Source organism: Streptococcus mitis (assembly GCF_000722705.1).
Classification (GTDB): domain Bacteria; phylum Bacillota; class Bacilli; order Lactobacillales; family Streptococcaceae; genus Streptococcus; species Streptococcus mitis_P.
Genome location: NZ_JPFW01000007.1, coordinates 46250 through 66187 on the forward strand (window position 1 = coordinate 46250; position 19938 = coordinate 66187).

Consider the following 19938-nt stretch of genomic DNA (forward strand, 5'->3'; position numbering starts at 1 on the left):
AATGAAAAAAGTAGCCATTATAGGAACAGGAATTGTGGGAGCAACAGCAGCTTACTACCTCTCGAAAGAAAGTGACCTAGAGGTGACCGTTTTTGACCATGGAGAAGGTCAGGCCACCAAGGCTGCAGCAGGAATTATTAGTCCTTGGTTTTCAAAACGCCGTAATAAAGCCTGGTATAAGATGGCGCGCTTGGGGGCTGACTTTTATGTAGATTTGTTGTCTGATTTAGAGAAGTCAGGGCAAGAAATCGACTTTTACCAGCGTTCGGGAGTTTTTCTCTTAAAGAAGGACGAATCCAAGCTAGAAGAACTCTATGAACTAGCTCTCCAGCGCAGAGAAGAGTCTCCCTTGATAGGGCAGTTAGCCATTCTTGATCAAGCCTCAGCTAATAAATTATTCCCTGGCTTGCAGGGATTTGACCGCCTGCTCTATGCTTCTGGTGGAGCGAGAGTAGATGGCCAACTCTTAGTTACTCGTTTGCTAGAAGCCAGTCAGGTCAAGCTGGTCAAAGAAAAAGTGAGTCTGACACCTTTATCATCAGGTTACCAGATTGGTGAAGAGGTGTTTGAACAGGTCATTTTGGCGACGGGAGCTTGGTTGGGGGACTTGTTAGAACCCTTGGGTTATGCTGTGGATGTTCGTCCTCAAAAAGGACAACTCCGAGACTATCAGCTTGCCCAAGACATGGAAGTCTATCCTGTTGTTATGCCCGAAGGAGAGTGGGATTTGATTCCTTTTGCAGGTGGGAAATTGTCCTTAGGTGCTACCCATGAAAATGACATGGGATTTGATTTGACAGTAGATGAAACCTTGCTTCAACAAATGGAGGAGGCAGCCTTGTCTCACTACCCAACCTTAGCAGAAGCGAAATCATCAGGTGAACGTGTGGGAATCCGTGCCTATACAAGTGATTTCTCGCCTTTCTTTGGGCAAGTACCTGGTTTAACTGGTGTCTATGCGGCTAGTGGACTAGGTTCATCAGGCCTCACAACTGGTCCTATCATTGGTTACCATCTAGCTCAACTGATCCAAGACAAAGAGTTGACCTTGGACCCTCTAAACTATCCAATTGAAAACTATGTCAAACGACTAAAAAGCGAATAATACTCAATGAAAATCAAAGAACAAACTAGCCGCGGGCTGCTCAAAGCACTGCTTTGAGGTTGTGGATAGAACTGACGAAGTCAGTAACCATACCCATGGCAAGGCGACGTTGACGTGGTTTGACGAGATTTTTAAAGAGTATAAGCATTTTACTGAAATTTTATCCTACCCTCTAGGATGGCAAATGACATTCCCTATCAAAAATGGTAAAATAAGAAAAAAATAATCCGAGAATCGAGGAAAGAAGATGCAAGAAAAGATTTTGGTAACAGGTGGAGCAGGTTTTATCGGAACCCATACTGTTATTGAGTTAATCCAAGCAGGTCATCAGGTTGTTGTGGTGGATAACCTTGTTAATAGTAACCGTAAAAGTTTAGAAGTTGTTGAAAGAATTACAGGAGTTGAAATTCCTTTCTATGAGGCAGATATCCGTGATACTGACACTCTCAGAGATATTTTCAAGCAAGAAGAACCAACTGGTGTCATTCACTTTGCTGGTTTGAAGGCTGTTGGCGAATCAACACGTATCCCTCTTGCCTACTATGACAACAATATAGCAGGAACTGTTAGCCTTTTGAAAGCTATGGAAGAAGCTAACTGTAAAAACATTATTTTCAGTTCTTCTGCGACAGTTTACGGAGATCCTCATACAGTGCCTATCTTGGAAGATTTCCCACTTTCAGTGACTAATCCATACGGTCGTACCAAGCTCATGCTAGAGGAAATTTTGACGGATATTTACAAAGCAGACTCAGAATGGAATGTGGTCTTGCTTCGTTACTTTAACCCAATCGGAGCTCATGAAAGTGGAGACCTAGGAGAAAATCCAAATGGTATTCCAAACAACCTCTTGCCATATGTGACTCAAGTAGCCGTTGGGAAATTAGAGCAAGTGCAAGTGTTTGGAGACGATTACGATACGGAAGATGGAACTGGTGTTCGTGACTATATCCACGTTGTCGATTTGGCTAAAGGTCACGTTGCAGCTCTGAAAAAAATCCAAAAAGGCTCAGGTCTAAACGTTTATAACCTTGGAACAGGTAAAGGCTATTCTGTTCTTGAAATTATCCAAAACATGGAAAAAGCAGTGGGACGCCCAATTCCTTACCGCATTGTAGATCGTCGCCCAGGTGATATCGCAGCCTGCTATTCAGATCCTGCAAAAGCCAAAGCAGAACTGGGCTGGGAAGCAGAACTCGGCATCACCCAAATGTGTGAAGACGCATGGCGTTGGCAAAGTAAGCATCCAAATGGATTTGAAGACTAAGATGGTGATGTCAATCATTGTCCCCTGTTTAAACGAAGAGGAAGTACTTCCTCTTTTTTATCAGGCTTTGGAAGCTTTACTTCCAGATTTGGAAACAGAAATCGAGTATGTCTTTGTCGACGATGGATCAAGTGATGGGACCTTGGAACTCTTAAAGACCTATCGGGAGCAAAATCCGGCAGTGCATTATCTTTCTTTCTCTCGAAATTTTGGCAAAGAAGCAGCTTTGTATGCAGGTTTGCAGTATGCGACAGGAGATCTGGTGGTGGTAATGGATGCAGACCTCCAAGATCCTCCTAGTATGTTACTTGAGATGAAAGCTTTACTGGAACAAAATACAGACTTGGACTGCGTAGGAACCAGGAGAACTAGTCGGGAGGGAGAACCCTTCTTTCGCAGTTTTTGTGCTAATCTTTTTTATCGCCTTATGCAAAAAATCAGTCCAGTAGCCCTGCCGTCAGGTATCCGTGATTTTCGGATGATGAGAAGATCTGTAGTAGATGCCATTTTAAGTTTGACTGAGTCCAATCGTTTTTCAAAGGGGCTCTTTGCCTGGGTTGGTTTTAAAACCCATTATCTGGATTATCCTAATGTAGAAAGACAGGCTGGCAAGACCAGTTGGAGTTTTAGGCAACTCTTTTTCTACTCCATTGAAGGGATTGTCAATTTTTCAGATTTTCCCCTGATTATAGCCTTTGTGGCTGGTCTCCTATCTTGTTTTATTTCTCTACTAATGACCTTTTTTGTTGTGGTTCGGACCCTCATTCTGGGCAATCCGACATCTGGCTGGACCTCTCTGATGGCTGTCATTCTCTTTCTCGGAGGCATTCAACTCTTGACCATTGGGATTCTCGGCAAGTATATTAGTAAGATTTATCTAGAGACTAAAAAAAGACCACTTTATCTTATCAAAGAAAAAAGTGACCTTCCTGATTTTACAGAAAAAAATAAAGTGAAAAGACTATAATTTTGCATGGAAATATGCTAAACTAGAAGGAGTGGAACGTTCCTGTCGGTATTAGAGTTAATCTTTAATCAAGGCACGTGTCGGACAGTTTTTCACAGCTTCTATGACGTCCTGGCTAGGAGAAATTTCTTTTTCTAGTTGATCAGGGTCATCGTAAAAACGCACGATTCCATTATCGTGATAGTCAAATAAATCAGAATAAGTTTGGCAAAGCCCACAGGCAATGCAACGTTCAGGTATAAGTGTGATTTTCATATTTATATTGTAATAAGAAAAGTAAAAAAAACAAGGAGTAAGGTATGGCAAAAGAACCGTGGCAAGAAGATATTTATGAGAATCAAGAAGAAACAAGAATACAACGTCGTAAGAGAGAACAAGGCGGAGGAGTCGTTGCTAACCGTATCTTAACTATCTTAGCAAGTATTTTCTTTGTGATTGTAGTCGTGATGATCATTGTTCTTATCTATCTTTCATCGGGTGGGAGCAATCGCACGGCAGCCTTGAAAGATTTTCACGATTCTGATGCAAATGTAGTACAGGTTTCATCTTCTAGTAGTTCAGAGCAGGCATCTTCTAGTTCAGAGGGAAAGGAAGAGTCATCTAGTAGCTCAGAACATTCAACAGATCCAGAAGGGACGACAAAAGTCTTGGCTGGAGAAGGAGAAGCAGCTATTGCAGCTCGCGCGGGGATTTCGATTGCTCAGTTAGAGGCCTTGAATCCTGGGCACATGGCTACAGGATCTTGGTTTGCTAATCCAGGTGATGTTGTTAAAATCAAATAGGAGTTGATATGAAAACAATTCAAATTGCTATTGATGGTCCTGCTTCAAGTGGTAAGAGTACGGTCGCAAAAATTATTGCTAAGGATTTTGGATACACCTACCTAGATACAGGTGCTATGTATCGTGCAGCGACTTATATGGCTCTCCAAAACCAGTTAGGAGTTGAACAAGTCGAAGCACTTCTCGCCTTATTGGATCAGCATCCAATCAGTTTTGGACGTTCAGAAACTGGAGAACAGCTTGTCTTTGTAGGAGATGTGGATATTACTCATCCTATCCGTGAAAATGAAGTGACCAATCATGTTTCTGCTATTGCAGCAATTCCTCAAGTTCGTGAGAAACTAGTTTCCCTCCAACAAGCAATTGCCCAGCAAGGCGGTATTGTCATGGATGGTCGCGATATTGGGACTGTCGTATTGCCACAAGCAGAATTGAAAATTTTCCTAGTAGCTTCTGTTGATGAGAGAGCAGAGCGTCGTTACAAGGAAAATGTTGCCAAGGGAATTGAAACAGACCTTGAAACACTAAAAGAGGAAATTGCTGCGCGTGACTACAAGGATAGTCATCGTGAGACTTCACCTCTCAAACAAGCAGAGGATGCTGTCTACCTTGATACAACAGGCTTGAACATTCAAGAAGTAGTTGAAAAAATCAAAGCAGAAGCTGAAAAAAGAATGTAAATGTAGAAAAGCCGATAGATGGATATCGGTTTTTTCTAAATTTGTCAAAATACTAATTTTAAGGTATAATAGTTGCTGTTCGAGAAATTTTGATTTTCAAAGAATAGTGAATGATGATAAGGAGAAAACATGAACAACCTACCAAATTGCCTAAAATGTAACTCAGAGTATGTCTACGAAGACGGTGCCCTACTGGTTTGCCCAGAGTGTGCTCATGAGTGGAATCCTGCTGAAGTTGCAGAAGTAGAAGAAGGCCTTGTCGCTATCGATGCCAACGGAAATAAATTGGCTGATGGTGATACAGTAACCCTCATCAAGGACTTGAAAGTAAAAGGTGCGCCAAAAGATTTGAAACAAGGGACGCGCGTGAAAAATATCCGCATCGTAGAAGGCGACCACAATATCGACTGTAAAATCGATGGCTTTGGCGCTATGAAACTTAAATCAGAGTTTGTGAAGAAAATTTAAACATGTCAAAGCACTATAAACTTGTATTTTATAGCCGTATCTTCTTGTTTCTAGCGGCTTTTACGGGAGTTTATCTTGAAATCGCCAAGCATGGCGGATTTGGGATGCTTCTCTATTATACGGTTCTGTCAAATCTTTTAGTAGCGATTTTTACGCTCTATCTCCTAAAGGTTATGAGCCATTTAGGTGAAAACTGGCAAAGGCCAAGTCTCTTGCGCCTAAAAGGTGGGGTCACCATGAGTATCATGATTACCTGTGTGATTTACCATTTCCTCTTAGCGCCTATTGCGACTAATTTCTATACTCTAGAAAATTTCCTTTGCCACTATATCGTTCCCCTTTGGTTTTTAGCGGATACCCTCTTTTTTGACAAACAGGGTCAATACAAGATTTGGGATCCAGTTGTGTGGACGATTTTACCCTTGCTGTATATGATTTTTGCTCTTTTTAATGGCTTGGTACTGAAATTAGACATCCCCAATTCTAAGGTCAGTCCTTTCCCTTACTTCTTTTTGAATGTGAATAAGGGTTGGGATGTCGTGTTCAAGTGGTGTCTGATTATCTTTGTTGCCTATATGGTGGCAGGATTTATCTTCTACTTTATTAAGCAAATCAAGAGAAAATCATCCTAAGATACAAGGGATTCATTTTCTAGTTTAAGAAGGAGTCTACAAACCAATGAGACTTCTTCTTTTCTTACTTTTTTGATAACTATCAAAAAAATAGAAGATTAAGAGAAATATAGAAAGAGATTTCATGAAACAATTTTTAGAACGGGCCAGTATTTTGGCTCTCTCCCTCGTTTTGATTACCTCCTTTTCCATCTCGAGTGCCCTACCAGCCATGTTTGACTATTATCAAGGCTATCCTAAGGAACAAATTGAACTTTTGGCGAGCTTGCCATCCTTTGGAATCATGATTATGTTATTACTAAATGGTTTCTTAGAAAAAATATTTCCTGAGCGCTTACAGATTAGTTTGGGCTTGTTGATTTTATCCCTGAGCGGGACGGCTCCCTTCTGGTATCAAGCCTATCCTTTTGTATTTGGAACACGGATTCTCTTTGGTTTGGGTGTTGGGATGATCAATGCCAAGGCCATTTCCATTATCAGTGAACGTTATCAAGGGAAAACGCGAATTCAGATGTTAGGGCTACGTGGCTCTGCAGAGGTCGTTGGAGCTTCTCTCATTACCTTGGCCGTCGGTCAGTTGTTGGCCTTTGGTTGGACAGCTACTTTCTTAGCCTATAGTGCTGGATTTTTGGTGCTGACTCTTTATCTACTCTTTGTCCCTTATGGAAAATCAAAGAAAGAAGTCAAGAAAAAAGCGAAGGATGCAAGTCGTTTAAGTCGAGAAATGAAAGGCTTGATTTTTACCCTAGCTATTGAAGCGGCAGTTGTAGTTTGTACCAATACGGCTATTACTATTCGTATTCCAAGTTTGATGGTGGAAAGAGGGCTTGGGGATGCCCAGTTATCTAGTTTTGTCCTTAGTGTTATGCAGTTGATCGGGATTGTGGCTGGTGTGAGTTTTTCTTTCTTGATTTCGATTTTTAAGGAAAAATTGCTCCTCTGGTCGGGTATTACCTTTGGCTTAGGTCAAATTGTGATTGCCCTGTCTCCGTCCTTGTGGGTGGTGGTGGCAGGAATCGTTCTGGCTGGCTTTGCCTACAGTGTAGCCTTGACGACGGTCTTTCAACTTGTCTCTGAAAGAATTCCAGCTAAACTCCTCAATCAAGCAACTTCATTTGCAGTTTTAGGCTGTAGTTTCGGAGCCTTTACGACTCCATTCGTTCTAGCTACGATTGGGTTACTAACTCACAATGGAATGTTGGTCTTCACCATTTTAGGATCATGGTTGATTGTAACCTCTATCTTTGTCATGTACCTACTTCAAAGGAGAGCTTAGGATTGATTCCTAAGTTTTTCTTTTTGGAAACATTGTACCCGGACAGTTTTGGGTTTTATAGCTTGTTACTGGATTATTTTCTTGGTAAAATAGAAATTATGACAAGATATAAAGCAACTATTTCCTATGATGGTTATGCCTTTGCTGGTTTTCAGCGCCAGCCTCATGCGCGCAGCGTTCAGGAAGAAATTGAAAAAACCTTGACTAGATTGAATAAGGGCCAAGCAATCACTGTTCACGGTGCTGGTAGGACTGATAGTGGGGTTCATGCTTTGGGACAGGTGATTCATTTTGACCTCCCCTATCAAATGGATGAGGAAAAACTTCGCTTTGCTCTGGATACCCAGTCTCCTGAAGATATTGATGTGATTTCAATTGAGCTTGTGGCGGATGATTTTCATTGTCGTTATGCCAAGCACAGCAAGACCTATGAGTTTATCGTGGATAGAGGCCGTCCTAAAAATCCGATGCGCCGTCACTATGCTACTCACTTTCCTTATTCGCTTGACGTGGAACGGATGCAGATGGCAATCAAAAAGCTTGAGGGAACCCATGATTTTACAGGTTTTACAGCCTCTGGAACCAGTGTGGAGGATAAGGTTCGTACCATTACAGAAGCTAGTCTCAGGGTTGATGAGACAGGACAATTTTTGACCTTCACCTTTTCAGGAAATGGTTTCTTGTATAAACAGATCCGCAATATGGTGGGGACGCTGCTCAAAATCGGAAATAATCGTATGCCAGTAGGGCAGATTGACTTGATTTTGGAGAAGAAGGACAGGCAACTAGCGGGTCCAACAGCAGCACCTAATGGCTTGTATTTAAAGGAGATTCGTTATGAAGAATAATCGTATTTTAGCACTTTCTGGAAATGATATTTTTAGTGGCGGTGGATTATCGGCTGATTTAGCCACTTATACTTTGAACGGCTTGCATGGCTTTGTAGCAGTGACTTGTTTGACAGCCTTGACAGAGAAGGGCTTTGAAGTCTTTCCAACTGACGATGCCATTTTTCAACATGAATTAGATAGCTTGCGTGATGTGAAATTTGCAGGGATTAAGATTGGTCTTCTTCCTACTGTTAGTGTGGCTGAGAAGGCATTGGATTTTATTAAGCAACGCCCAGGAGTGCCTGTGGTTCTGGATCCTGTCTTGGTCTGCAAGGAAACGCACGACGTGGCTGTCAGTGAACTCTGCCAAGAGTTGATTCGCTTTTTCCCTCATGTCAGTGTGATTACGCCTAATCTCCCAGAAGCAGAATTATTGGCTGGTCAAGAGATCAAAACCTTGGAAGACATGAAAACTGCAGCGCAGAAATTGCATGACTTAGGCGCGCCAGCAGTCATTATCAAGGGAGGCAATCGCCTTAGTCAGGACAAGGCTGTAGATGTCTTTTATGACGGACAAACCGTTACAGTCCTAGAAAATCCCGTTATCCAAGGCCAAAATGCTGGTGCAGGTTGTACCTTTGCCTCTAGCATTGCCAGTCACTTGGTTAAAGGTGATGAACTTTTACCAGCAGTAGAAAGCTCTAAGGCTTTCGTTTACCGTGCCATTGCACAAGCAGATCAGTATGGAGTAAGACAATATGAAGCAAACCAAAACAACTAAAATCGCCCTTGTATCCTTCTTAACCGCCCTTTCTGTGGTTCTAGGTTATTTCCTAAAAATTCCAACACCAACAGGCATTTTAACTCTTTTAGATGCTGGTGTCTTCTTTGCGGCCTTCTACTTTGGTAGTCGTGAAGGGGCTGTAGTCGGAGGACTAGCAGGTTTCTTGATTGACCTCTTATCAGGCTACCCTCAATGGATGTTCTTTAGCTTGGTCAACCATGGCTTGCAGGGATTTTTTGCAGGATTTAAAGGAAAAACTCAGTGGTTAGGCCTTATTTTGGCAACTATTGCCATGGTAGGGGGCTATGCCTTGGGTTCTACTTTGATGAATGGCTGGGCAGCAGCTCTACCAGAAATCCTACCAAATTTTATGCAAAATATTGTAGGGATGATTGTAGGATTTATTCTTAGTCAAAGTATTAAAAAGATTAAGTAAAGATGCTGAGTCAAAAGTCTTAAAAATCAGAAAAAACGCATAGTATCAGGTGTTGATATAAAACCCTTGATATTATGCGTTTTATTGTGGGAAGATTTTATACTCTTCGAAAATCTCTTCAAACCGCGTCAACGTCGCCTTGCTGTAGATATGGTTACTGATTTCATCAGTCTTATCTACAATCTCAAAACAGTGTTTTGAGCAACCTGCAGCTAGTTTCCTAGTTTGCTCTTTGATTTTCATTGAGTATTAGATGAATATTAATCAAAATAAAGCAAGTCTTTGCTGGTGCTTGTAAAGAGGTCAAAGCTATTCTTGGTAACAACACCGCAGTCTTCGATACGGACACCGACTTTACCAGGGATATAGATACCTGGTTCAACAGAGAAGCACATGCCTTCTTCGATGACCAAGTCGTTTCCTTCCATGATAGATGGGAATTCGTGGACATCCATACCGATACCATGACCGAGACGGTGGTTGAAGTATTCGCCGTAACCAGCTTTTTCGATGACTTCACGGGCAGCGCGGTCCACTTCATGGGCAGTCACACCTGGCTTGATAAAGTCAAGAGCAGCTTGTTGGGCTTCAAGAGTCAAGTTGTAAATGTCTTTCTTGAATTGGTCAGGTTTGCCGACAGCGACTGTACGAGTCATGTCTGATGCATAACCGTTGACTAGAACACCAAGGTCAAAGAGGAGAAGAGCATCATTTTCAACCTTATTCGCTGCTGGAATGCCGTGTGGATTTGCAGCATTATCGCCAGTCAAGACCATGGTATCAAAGCTCATTTCATAGCCTTCACGTTTCATAGCAAAGTCGATTTGGGCGATGATATCTGTCTCTGTCTTATCAAGAGAAATATTGTCAAAACCAACATTGACAGCCTTGTCCGCATAGAGACCTGCAACCATCATTTTTTGCACTTCATCAGCTGATTTGATGAGGCGCATACGTTGGATACGAGGAGTGAGGTTTTCAAACTCAGCAGTTTCAAAGACAGTTTTCAAGCCATGGTATTTGGTCAAGATGAGATTGTCAAACTCAACAGCAACGCGTTTGAAGTCAAGCTGTGGAAGAGCATGTTTCATTTTTTGCCATGGATTTTCAGAATCCACATAGCCTACAACTTGGAAAGAGACAGTGCTGCTTGCACGTTCTACTTCAAGGGCTGGGACAAAGAGGAGGGGTTCCTGATCCGTTAGGACAAAAAGGAACATTTGGCGTTCATGGGGGTCACTGTAAAAGCCAGTGAGGTAATTGATTGTGACGGGGTCAGATACGACAGCGACGTCTAGTTTTTCTGATTCAAGATATGTTACGATTTGTTGTAATTTAGACATATGCTACCTTCTTTCTACCCCTCTATTTTGGCAAAAAAAGAGAGAAAATGCAAGGGAGAAGGGTAAAAGAAAAGACAAAAAAACTCCGACAAGATAGCGGAGTTTTTTGATAGAGTTTTACTTGGTTTAAGAAAAGTCAGCCTTGCTTTTCACGTCGCTGTATTCTTCAGCGATTTCTTGACTGAGAATGTCCTCATAGGCAGGGAGTTGGATGTCCTGACCATATTTCTTCTTGAGAGCAGTAGTGACTAGGCGATAGGCCAGATTGGCATTACGAGAGAGGATAGGTCCGTGGAAGTAGGAACCAAAGACATTTTTGTAATGAACCCCTTCGCCGACCTTTTCTTCGTTGTTTCCATTTCCATAAACTACCTGTCCCAGTGGTTTTTGGTCATCAGAAAGGAAGGTACGGCCTTGATGATTTTCAAAACCATAGTAGGTTTCATTGAAATCTTCATTGTGAATCTTGATGTCCCCGATAAAACGATTATTGGTTTGGTTGAGGGTGTAGTGGCCCATGACCCCTAGCCCTTCGATACGTTTACCTGAAGCTTCAACATAATATTGGCCCAATAGTTGGAAACCACCACAGATGGCTAGAACTACACCGTCATTTTGGATGTAGTTGTCAATGCTCTCTTTTTTAGCAGGTAGGTCGTCTGCAATAATACTTTGTTCAAAGTCTTGACCGCCACCGAAAAAGGCGATATCATAGTGGTTTTCATCAAAGTCATCATGCAGTGAAACGATGTCAACCGTCACATGGGCTCCCAGTTTTTCAGCCACATACTTGAGCATGAGGATGTTTCCATTGTCCCCGTAGGTATTCATAAGATTTCCGTAGAGGTGGGCAATGTTGAGCTGATAGGGGTAATTGCCAGCTTTTGAGGAAAGTGAAGTATAAACCATTAGTTCATCTCCTTTCTAACAATCTGACGACTAGCCAGCAGTTCGCGGAATTCAAGCATAGCAGTATAGGTAGCCAAGATGTAGGCATGCTTGCAGTCTTGCTTCTCAATGATTTTGAGAACTTGTTCCAGATTACTTGTTTCAGTGATTTTTTCAGCTGGATATCCTGTTACTCGAAGGCGGCGTGCGATTTCAGAATGGCGAACACCGCCAGCGTTGATTTCAGGAATGTCCATGTCAGTGATTTGTTCAAAGTCCGCATCCCAGATCCAGCTGGTATCGATACCGTCTGCATAGTTGGCATTAAGGAGAACAGATAGGCTAAATGGGTAAGGTGCTAGTTTAATCATCTCGATAGCTTGGGTAGCACCGACTGGATTTTTAATCAAGACAAGGGTACATTCTTTATCACCGATATGGAAGGTTTCCTGACGTCCAAAGACAGCACGGCTCTTGTCAAATCCTTGCTTGATGAGTTGTGAATCTGCACCGAGGAAACGAGCAATAGCAACAGCAGCTAGGGCGTTGTAGATATTATAGAGACCACCGATTTGGATACCGTATTCTTGGCCGTCGATGACAAAGCGAGAACGATTGTTGGTCAACTCAACCAATTCTGTCAAGCGATAGTCTAATTCAGGACGTTTACATTCGCAACCTTCACAGATATAGGCACCCAAGTTTGCATAGGTATTATGCTCATATTTGAGGATGCTTTGACAGTCAGGGCAGAGGATTCCTTCGGTATTATAGTGAGCCAACTGGGCTGGACCTTTCTCCAAGTCAAAACCAAAATACTCTACAGGATTTGGAATAGCTGGCTTGTAGAAAAGCGGACTGTCACCATTGAGGAGAACAGTAGCCGTAGGTACCTTACGAATAGCATCCAAAATCATCTTATAAGTTGTGTAAATCTCACCATAGCGGTCCATCTGGTCACGGAAGATATTGGTGATAACAAATAAGCTTGGTTGGATATAGTCACAGATACGAGAAAGACTGGCTTCGTCGATTTCGAGGACGGCAATATTTTTCCCAGTTTTAGAAGATTTGGCTGTTAGGAAGGTTGTTGCAATCCCTGTAATCATGTTGGCACCGCTTGGATTGGTCAGAACTTGACCATAGACCTCTTTTAAAATACCGACAGTCAGGGCAGTTGTCAAGGTTTTTCCATTGGTTCCAGTGACCACGACAATCTCGTAGTTCTTAGCAAGGTTTTGTAAAATATCTTTATCAAATTGAAGGGCAAGTTTTCCTGGGAGCGTACTTCCGCGGCCAAGACGGCTTAAAACGAAGTGGGAAGAACGCCCAGCAAGAAGGCCCAAAGTAGTTTTTAATTTCATGTTTCTATTATATCACAAAAGAGGGAAAAGACAGATTTGAGATTTCGCAGAAATAAAAACAGCCCAAATAGGGCTGTTAGATAAGATGAAATCTCAACTTAAATCGCAAACAAGTCATTCAAGTTCTCAGCCAAGGTTGGGTGAGTGAAGATTTGTTTTGTGAAGTAAGTGTAAGGAATCTTGTTGTCCATAGCAACAGTGATGATGTTGATGATTTCTTGAGAACCTTCTGAGAAGATGCTTGCTCCAAGAATTTCTTTTGTTTCAGTATTGACAACAGCTTTGAAGGCTCCGCGAAGATCTCCATTTACGTGACCACGAGGCATTGCTGCAACAGGGATTTCTTTCACTGCGTATGGAAGTTTCAAATCAGCCGCTTGGCTTTCAGTCAAACCAACTTGTGAAAGGGCAGGTGTGATGAACATAGTGTTTGGTACATTGAGACGGTCTTCAAGTGTGTAGCTGCCATCTCCAGCAAGGTAGCTGTAAACAACACGGAAGTCATCAAGTGAAATGTAAGTAAATTGAAGTCCACCGTTGACATCCCCAACTGCAAAGACACCAGGAACGTTTGTTTGACAATGTTTGTCTACTTTAATAGCACCACGTTCAGTAAGTTCAATATCAGTATTTTCCAGTTGAAGTGGTTCTACGTTTGGTTTACGTCCAGTTGCGTAGAGAAGGGCATCGAAACGGTAAGTTTCGTTTTCAGTTACGACAAGGACTTGGTCACCGTCATTTTTGATTTCAGTAGTACGGATGTTTTGAAGCAATTCAATGCCGTCTTCTTCCATGTATTGTTTAGCAAGTGCTGCAATGGAAGGTTCTGCACGAGGTAGGAAAGTATCCAAGGCATCTAGGACTGTAACCTTGCTTCCTAGTTTATTGTAAAGGCCAGCAAATTCAAGACCGATATTTCCGCCACCAAGGACTCCAAGTTTTTCAGGCAATTTGTCCAAGTTTTGGATACCTGTTGAATCAAAGACATTTTTGCTTGTAGCAAGTCCAGGGATAGGCAAGACGTTTGAAACAGCACCAGTGTTGATGACGATTGTTTCAGCAGTCAGTTCTTTCTTTTCATCACCAGCTTGGATTTCGATGACTTTGTTTGAAAGGAAGTGAGCTTCCGCATCAAAGATATCCACGCCTGTACCAGCAACAGTAGCATAGTTTTTACCGTTGAGGCGACTAGTGATCGTGTTTTTAGTAGCAATGACTTCTTCAAAAGACAAGTCTTTCTCAGCAGCAACTAGCAAAGTTTTAGTTGGGATACAACCAATGTTGATACAAGTTCCACCGTACATAGCTTTACTACGTTCAACGAGGGCAACTTTTTTGCCTGCTGAAGCCAATTTACCAGCTAGTGTTTTACCAGCTTTACCAAATCCGATAACGATTAAATCATAAGTTAACATTTATCTTCCTCCTATTCGATTTTCATTCTAGCACAAGAAAAAAACTTTTGCACAATTCTGCTACGCTTTAAAAAAGTTTATGAAAAAGTGGAAATTTTGCCCTTGTTTTCTTAGAAAAATCGTTTACATGATTTTATCGACGGATTTAACTATCTTTTGCTCTGGTCTTGTGTTATACTAGATAGGTTGCAAAGAAAACAGTACTTTTCTTTTGTGGAAAAGAAGCAACACGATTTTGTATCCAGTATATGAAAATACGTCATAAAAAGAAAAGTATAAACTAAGCCCTATAGGGTGGCTTCGCACCACCTTTAGAAAGAAGAATAACGTGAAATTTAATGAATTAAACTTGTCTGCTGATTTGCTAGCAGAGATTGAAAAAGCTGGTTTTGTAGAAGCCAGTCCCATCCAAGAACAAACCATTCCCTTGGCCCTCGAAGGAAAAGACGTTATCGGTCAAGCTCAGACTGGTACAGGAAAAACTGCAGCCTTTGGCTTGCCAACCCTTGAAAAAATCCGTACAGAAGAAGCGACCATCCAAGCCTTGGTTATCGCTCCAACTCGTGAACTCGCTGTCCAAAGTCAAGAGGAACTCTTCCGCTTTGGCCGTAGCAAGGGAGTCAAAGTTCGCTCAGTTTACGGTGGTTCCAGCATTGAAAAACAAATCAAAGCTCTTAAATCTGGTGCCCATATCGTGGTGGGAACACCTGGTCGCCTCTTGGACTTGATTAAACGCAAGGCCTTGAAATTACAAGATATTGAAACGCTTATCCTTGACGAAGCGGATGAAATGCTCAATATGGGCTTCCTTGAAGACATCGAAGCCATTATCTCGCGTGTCCCTGAAAATCGACAAACCTTGCTCTTCTCAGCAACTATGCCAGATGCTATCAAACGTATCGGTGTTCAGTTTATGAAAGAGCCTGAGCATGTCAAGATTGCTGCCAAGGAATTGACAACAGAATTAGTTGACCAGTACTATATCCGTGTTAAAGAACAAGAAAAATTTGATACCATGACCCGTCTCATGGATGTGGAGCAACCAGAACTTGCTATCGTATTTGGTCGTACAAAACGCCGTGTAGATGAATTGACTCGTGGACTTAAAATCCGTGGCTTCCGTGCAGAAGGAATTCATGGCGACCTAGACCAAAACAAACGTCTTCGTGTCCTTCGTGACTTCAAAAACGGTAACCTTGATGTTTTGGTTGCAACAGACGTGGCAGCACGTGGTTTGGATATTTCAGGTGTGACTCATGTCTACAACTACGATATTCCACAAGATCCTGAAAGTTATGTTCACCGTATCGGTCGTACAGGTCGTGCTGGTAAGTCAGGTCAATCGATTACCTTTGTTGCTCCAAACGAAATGGGCTACCTTCAAATTATTGAAAACTTGACCAAGAAACGCATGAAAGGTCTTAAACCTGCAAGTGCTGAAGAAGCCTTCCAAGCTAAAAAACAAGTAGCTCTCAAGAAAATCGAACGTGATTTTGCAGATGAGACAATCCGTGGCAATTTTGAAAAATTTGGCAAGGATGCTCGTAAACTAGCTGCCGAATTTACTCCAGAAGAATTGGCCATGTATATCTTGAGCCTGACTGTTCAAGATCCGGATAGCCTTCCAGAAGTGGAAATCGCACGTGAAAAACCACTACCTTTCAAACCATCAGCTAATGGCTTCGGTGGTAAAGCTAAGGGAGGTCGTCGTGGAGATGACCGTCGTGATAATCGCCGAGGAGACAACCGTCGTGGTGGTCGCCGTGATGATTTCAAGAGAGGCAGTCGTGGAGATAATCGTTTTGATAAGGAAAAACGTTACCGTAAGGATAATAAAAAACCACGCACTACTTCAAGCGAAAAGAAAACAGGCTTTGTTATTCGTAACAAGGGCGATAAATAAGAAAAAGCGGTTCAAAATGAATCGCTTTTTTATATAAGGAGACCGAATGGAAAAAGAAAGATAGATAAAATAGCTATATTATCTTCTTGTGATATTATAATACACAAAAATAGGAGGATTGTCAATAGAAAAGAAGCAATTTAATTAAAAATATTCTTGTTTTTTCAAATTGCAATTAAATAAGCAATTTTCAGATAATAATTGAAAATTCAAGCTGTTTATGTTATAATGATAGCGATTAAATTCGAGGTGAAAAATGGCACATTTATTAGAAAAAACTAGAAAAATTACTTCTATCCTGAAGCGCTCAGAGGAGCAGTTGCAGGACGAACTTCCCTACAACGCTATTACGCGTCAATTGGCGGATATTATTCATTGCAATGCCTGTATTATCAATAGTAAGGGACGTCTCCTTGGTTATTTTATGCGCTATAAAACCAATACAGATCGCGTAGAGCAATTTTTCCAAACTAAGATTTTCCCAGATGACTACGTTCAAGGGGCTAATATGATTTACGAAACAGAAGCAAATTTGCCTGTTGAGCATGATATGAGTATTTTCCCTGTGGAAAGTCGTTCTGATTTTCCAGATGGTTTGACGACTATTGCACCGATTCATGTATCAGGAATTCGCTTGGGCTCTTTGATTATTTGGCGCAATGATAAGAAATTCGAAGATGAGGATTTGATTCTTGTTGAGATTGCCAGTACCGTTGTTGGGATTCAGCTCCTCAACTTCCAACGTGAAGAAGATGAGAAAAATATTCGTCGCCGTACTGCTGTCACCATGGCAGTCAATACTCTCTCTTACTCAGAACTCCGTGCTGTTTCAGCTATTTTAGGGGAATTAAACGGAAATGAAGGTCAGTTGACTGCGTCAGTGATTGCAGACCGTATCGGAATTACCCGCTCTGTGATTGTCAATGCCCTTCGTAAACTTGAGTCTGCGGGGATTATTGAAAGTCGCTCGCTTGGAATGAAGGGAACCTACCTTAAGGTCTTGATTTCAGATATTTTTGAAGAAGTGAAGAAAAGAGATTACTAATGACTAAGGCTTTGATTTCGATTGACTATACAGAAGATTTTGTTGCTGATAGTGGAAAGTTGACAGCAGGCGCCCCAGCTCAGGCAATTTCGGAAGCCATTAGCAAGGTGACTCGGTTAGCTTTTGAACGCGGAGATTATATCTTCTTTACCATTGATGCTCACGAGGAAAACGATTGTTTCCATCCAGAAAGCAAGCTATTTCCTCCTCATAATTTGATTGGCACTAGTGGACGGAATTTATACGGAGATTTGGGTACCTTTTATCAAGAGCATGGTTCAAACAGTCGTGTCTTTTGGATGGATAAACGCCATTACTCAGCTTTTTCAGGGACTGACCTGGATATCCGTTTGAGAGAGCGTCGCGTGTCTACAGTTATTTTATCAGGTGTCTTGACGGATATCTGTGTCCTACATACAGCTATAGATGCCTATAATCTAGGATATGATATCGAGATTGTAAAACCAGCCGTTGCTTCCATCTGGCCTGAAAATCATCAATTTGCCCTAGGTCATTTCAAAAATACACTTGGGGCTAAGTTAGTAGATGAAAATCTAAATGAACTTTCAGACTAACTTGCTTAGTAAAAATGAAAAAAATCTGAAAAAAGTGTTGACAAGTATCCCAAAAGTTGATATACTGGTAAAGTAATCGACGCGGGGATGGCGGAATTGGCAGACGCGCAGGACTAAGGATCCTGTGACCGCTTTAGGTCGTGAGGGTTCAAGTCCCTCTCTCCGCATAGGGTAAGAGTTAGCTTAGGCTAGCTCTTTTGTTTTATAAGGTTTATAATATCTATGGTGGACGTCCATCGTTTTCAGATAAATAATATCGTTTGAAATTTCTCCTAATTCTCTCTACTCTTTCTACTTTTTCCGAATAAATAGATAGAACCATCGAATCTAGCAAAATTAGATTTAAAACTGTGGTATAATAAGAGGAGGAAATGGATGACTTTAAGACATCCGGGTATCAGCCCGACCAACGATTTGGTTGCTAAGAAGATTTTTAGCAATCCAGAAATCACTTGTCAATTTATCCGCGATATGTTGGACTTACCAGCAAAAAATGTAACCATTTTGGAGGGGAGCAATATTCATGTACTACCTTCCATGCCGTACTCGGCGCAGGATTTCTACACTAGCATAGATGTCTTGGCGGAGTTGGACAATGGCACGCAGGTTATTATCGAAATCCAAGTTCATCATCAGAATTTTTTCATCAATCGTTTGTGGGCTTACTTATGTAGCCAGGTCAATCAAAACCTAGAGAAAATTCGCCAGCAAGAGGGTAATACTCATCAGAGTTACAAACATATTGCACCTGTTTACGCTATCGCAATTGTGGCTAGTAATTACTTCCAAGATGACTTGGCCTTTCATAGCTTTAGCATGCGAGAGGACACGACAGGTGAGGTCTTAACCATCACAAATAACGGTCAAGAAAACCATCTAGTCAAGATGGCGTTCTTGGAATTAAAAAAATACAGAGAAACCAGCAAAGACGAGGTTCGCAAACCGTGGTTGGAGTTTTTCGGTAACAAACCCTTTACTCAAGAACCCGAGCGAGCCATTAGCCAGGCAGACCAACTGCTAGACTATAAGAGCTGGTCCGAGGAGGACAGGAAGATGTTTAGTCAACTACGTATGCGCGAAGAACAAGCCTTGTTAGCACAGGACTATGCCTTGGAACAAGCTGAAGAAAGAGGATTAGAACGAGGCCTTGAACGTGGGCGAGCAGAGGGTCTTGAAAAAGGTCTTGAAAAAGGTTTAGAGCGTGGTCTTGAACAAGGACGAGCGGAAGGCATTGAAGAGGGATTAAAAGTAGGTCTAGTAAATCTCGTTCGTCAAGGTCTTCTGACTTCTGAGGTTGCCAGTCAGCAGTTGGGTATGACTGTCTCTGAGTTTGAAGAACTATTGAAAGAACATCACAAATAGGAACTTAAAAAATACAGAGAAACCAGCAAAGACGAGGTTCGTAAGCCGTTGTTGGAGTTTTTTGGGAATAAACCCTTTACCCAAGCACCCGAGCGAGCCATCAGCCAGGCAGATCAACTGCTAGACTACAAGAGCTGGTCCGAGGAGGACAGGAAAATGTTTAGTCAACTACGTATGCGAGAAGAACAAGCCTTGTTAGCACAGGACTATGCCTTGGAACAAGCTGAAGAAAGAGGATTAGAACGTGGTATTGAACAGGGACTGGAGCGTGGGAAAGTTGAAGGAAGAGAAGAAGGGAAACTTTTTGCATTTCTGGATATGGTACGCCAACATGTTTTAACTTCCGAATTTGCAAGTGATCAATTAGGTATGACTGTCGCAGAGTTTGAAGAACTATTGAAAGAGCATCATAAATAAGAACTAGAAAATACAGAGAAACCAGCAAAGACGAGGTTCGTAAGCCATGGTTGGAGTTTTTCGGGATAAGCTCTTTACCCAATAATAAGCTTTCATCAATCTGCTGTCTATAAAATGTAAGGATAGGCAGTCTACCATTTAAAATAAAATAATGACAGATTTTTCCGAAGCAAAAGGTAAGATCTGTTTTTTTATTTATATTAAATTTTTATACTATATAGCAGAAAACAGCTGTGTAATAAGTTTTGCATATATATATATATATAACATGAATACCTTTAAATATCAATGTTACAGCGCTTACATTTTTAGATGATGTTTATGTAAATGCTTGATTTTTTATTTGAAAAGCATTAATATATTGTTGGGATATTATCTTTCAAAGATTTTAAACTTATT

21 protein-coding genes, 1 tRNA gene and 1 pseudogene are annotated in these 19938 nt (G+C 41.5%); 17 read left to right on the forward strand and 6 right to left on the reverse strand.

Annotated elements, in window-relative coordinates:
* Position 1 precedes the first annotated feature (1 nt).
* The 3 genes from SK642_RS02995 (at position 2) to SK642_RS03010 (ending at position 3339) form a co-directional block, all read left to right on the forward strand.
* On the forward strand, positions 2–1105 hold the full coding sequence (locus tag SK642_RS02995; RefSeq protein WP_033683311.1) for an NAD(P)/FAD-dependent oxidoreductase: 1104 nt from the start codon (positions 2–4) through the stop codon (positions 1103–1105).
* 247 nt (positions 1106–1352) lie between these two features.
* Complete coding sequence (galE, locus tag SK642_RS03005; protein WP_033683312.1) at positions 1353–2372, forward strand: UDP-glucose 4-epimerase GalE; 1020 nt, start codon at positions 1353–1355, stop codon at positions 2370–2372.
* 1 nt (position 2373) lies between these two features.
* On the forward strand, positions 2374–3339 hold the full coding sequence (locus SK642_RS03010) for a glycosyltransferase family 2 protein (RefSeq protein WP_033683313.1): 966 nt from the start codon (positions 2374–2376) through the stop codon (positions 3337–3339).
* Between the two features lie 57 nt (positions 3340–3396).
* Here SK642_RS03010 and SK642_RS09935 read toward each other — a convergent pair whose 3' ends face one another.
* Entirely contained in the window at positions 3397–3594 is a 198-nt protein-coding gene (locus SK642_RS09935) for a ferredoxin (protein ID WP_161681760.1), read from the reverse strand.
* Between the two features lie 44 nt (positions 3595–3638).
* On the opposite strand from SK642_RS09935, the gene SK642_RS03015 reads away from it, so the two are divergent.
* The 8 genes from SK642_RS03015 (at position 3639) to SK642_RS03050 (ending at position 9227) form a co-directional block, all read left to right on the forward strand.
* Positions 3639–4121 (forward strand): SAG1386/EF1546 family surface-associated protein, encoded by a 483-nt coding sequence (locus tag SK642_RS03015; protein ID WP_033683314.1) that lies wholly within the window; start codon positions 3639–3641, stop codon positions 4119–4121.
* 8 nt (positions 4122–4129) lie between these two features.
* Positions 4130–4801, forward strand: a complete 672-nt coding sequence (gene cmk, locus SK642_RS03020) for a (d)CMP kinase (RefSeq protein WP_033683315.1) — start codon at positions 4130–4132, stop codon at positions 4799–4801.
* Between the two features lie 129 nt (positions 4802–4930).
* Entirely contained in the window at positions 4931–5269 is a 339-nt protein-coding gene (locus tag SK642_RS03025) for a zinc ribbon domain-containing protein YjdM (RefSeq protein WP_033683316.1), read from the forward strand.
* A gap of 2 nt (positions 5270–5271) precedes the next feature.
* A complete protein-coding gene (locus SK642_RS03030) occupies positions 5272–5901 on the forward strand; it encodes a Pr6Pr family membrane protein (RefSeq protein ID WP_033683317.1) in 630 nt (209 codons plus the stop codon).
* 124 nt (positions 5902–6025) lie between these two features.
* Positions 6026–7177, forward strand: coding sequence for an MFS transporter (locus tag SK642_RS03035; RefSeq protein ID WP_033683318.1), 1152 nt, complete (start codon positions 6026–6028; stop codon positions 7175–7177).
* 98 nt (positions 7178–7275) lie between these two features.
* On the forward strand, positions 7276–8025 hold the full coding sequence (truA, locus tag SK642_RS03040; protein ID WP_033683661.1) for a tRNA pseudouridine(38-40) synthase TruA: 750 nt from the start codon (positions 7276–7278) through the stop codon (positions 8023–8025).
* A complete protein-coding gene (locus SK642_RS03045; RefSeq protein ID WP_033683319.1) occupies positions 8015–8788 on the forward strand; it encodes a bifunctional hydroxymethylpyrimidine kinase/phosphomethylpyrimidine kinase in 774 nt (257 codons plus the stop codon). The genes truA and SK642_RS03045 overlap by 11 nt, the downstream gene beginning before the upstream one ends.
* Positions 8766–9227, forward strand: a complete 462-nt coding sequence (locus tag SK642_RS03050) for an ECF transporter S component (protein WP_033683320.1) — start codon at positions 8766–8768, stop codon at positions 9225–9227. The genes SK642_RS03045 and SK642_RS03050 overlap by 23 nt, the downstream gene beginning before the upstream one ends.
* 81 nt (positions 9228–9308) lie before the next feature.
* Here the strand turns inward: SK642_RS03050 and SK642_RS10890 are convergent, their stop codons facing one another.
* The 5 genes from SK642_RS10890 to SK642_RS03075 all read right to left on the reverse strand — a co-directional run bounded on the left by SK642_RS10890 (position 9309) and on the right by SK642_RS03075 (position 14237).
* Positions 9309–9470, reverse strand: coding sequence for a hypothetical protein (locus SK642_RS10890; RefSeq protein ID WP_033683321.1), 162 nt, complete (start codon positions 9468–9470; stop codon positions 9309–9311).
* A gap of 17 nt (positions 9471–9487) precedes the next feature.
* Positions 9488–10570, reverse strand: coding sequence for a M24 family metallopeptidase (locus tag SK642_RS03060; protein WP_033683322.1), 1083 nt, complete (start codon positions 10568–10570; stop codon positions 9488–9490).
* A 126-nt stretch (positions 10571–10696) separates the two neighbouring features.
* Positions 10697–11479, reverse strand: coding sequence for a lipid II isoglutaminyl synthase subunit GatD (gene gatD / locus SK642_RS03065; protein WP_033683323.1), 783 nt, complete (start codon positions 11477–11479; stop codon positions 10697–10699).
* Positions 11479–12822, reverse strand: a complete 1344-nt coding sequence (murT, locus tag SK642_RS03070; RefSeq protein ID WP_033683324.1) for a lipid II isoglutaminyl synthase subunit MurT — start codon at positions 12820–12822, stop codon at positions 11479–11481. The genes gatD and murT overlap by 1 nt, the downstream gene beginning before the upstream one ends.
* 98 nt (positions 12823–12920) lie before the next feature.
* Positions 12921–14237, reverse strand: coding sequence for an FAD-containing oxidoreductase (locus tag SK642_RS03075; protein WP_033683325.1), 1317 nt, complete (start codon positions 14235–14237; stop codon positions 12921–12923).
* Positions 14238–14565: 328 nt separating this feature from the next.
* Between SK642_RS03075 and SK642_RS03080 the strand changes: the two genes are divergently transcribed.
* The 6 genes and pseudogenes from SK642_RS03080 to SK642_RS03105 all read left to right on the forward strand — a co-directional run.
* A complete protein-coding gene (locus SK642_RS03080; RefSeq protein WP_033683326.1) occupies positions 14566–16140 on the forward strand; it encodes a DEAD/DEAH box helicase in 1575 nt (524 codons plus the stop codon).
* 256 nt (positions 16141–16396) lie between these two features.
* Positions 16397–17185, forward strand: coding sequence for a GTP-sensing pleiotropic transcriptional regulator CodY (gene codY, locus SK642_RS03085; RefSeq protein ID WP_033683327.1), 789 nt, complete (start codon positions 16397–16399; stop codon positions 17183–17185).
* On the forward strand, positions 17185–17760 hold the full coding sequence (locus tag SK642_RS03090; RefSeq protein ID WP_033683328.1) for a cysteine hydrolase family protein: 576 nt from the start codon (positions 17185–17187) through the stop codon (positions 17758–17760). The genes codY and SK642_RS03090 overlap by 1 nt, the downstream gene beginning before the upstream one ends.
* 81 nt (positions 17761–17841) lie before the next feature.
* Positions 17842–17927, forward strand: a tRNA-Leu gene (locus tag SK642_RS03095).
* Positions 17928–18135: 208 nt separating this feature from the next.
* Complete coding sequence (locus SK642_RS03100; protein WP_033683329.1) at positions 18136–19122, forward strand: Rpn family recombination-promoting nuclease/putative transposase; 987 nt, start codon at positions 18136–18138, stop codon at positions 19120–19122.
* Positions 19123–19539 (forward strand): annotated as a pseudogene (locus SK642_RS03105) (hypothetical protein); the annotation flags it as partial. It abuts the gene before it with no gap.
* Positions 19540–19938 lie beyond the last annotated feature (399 nt).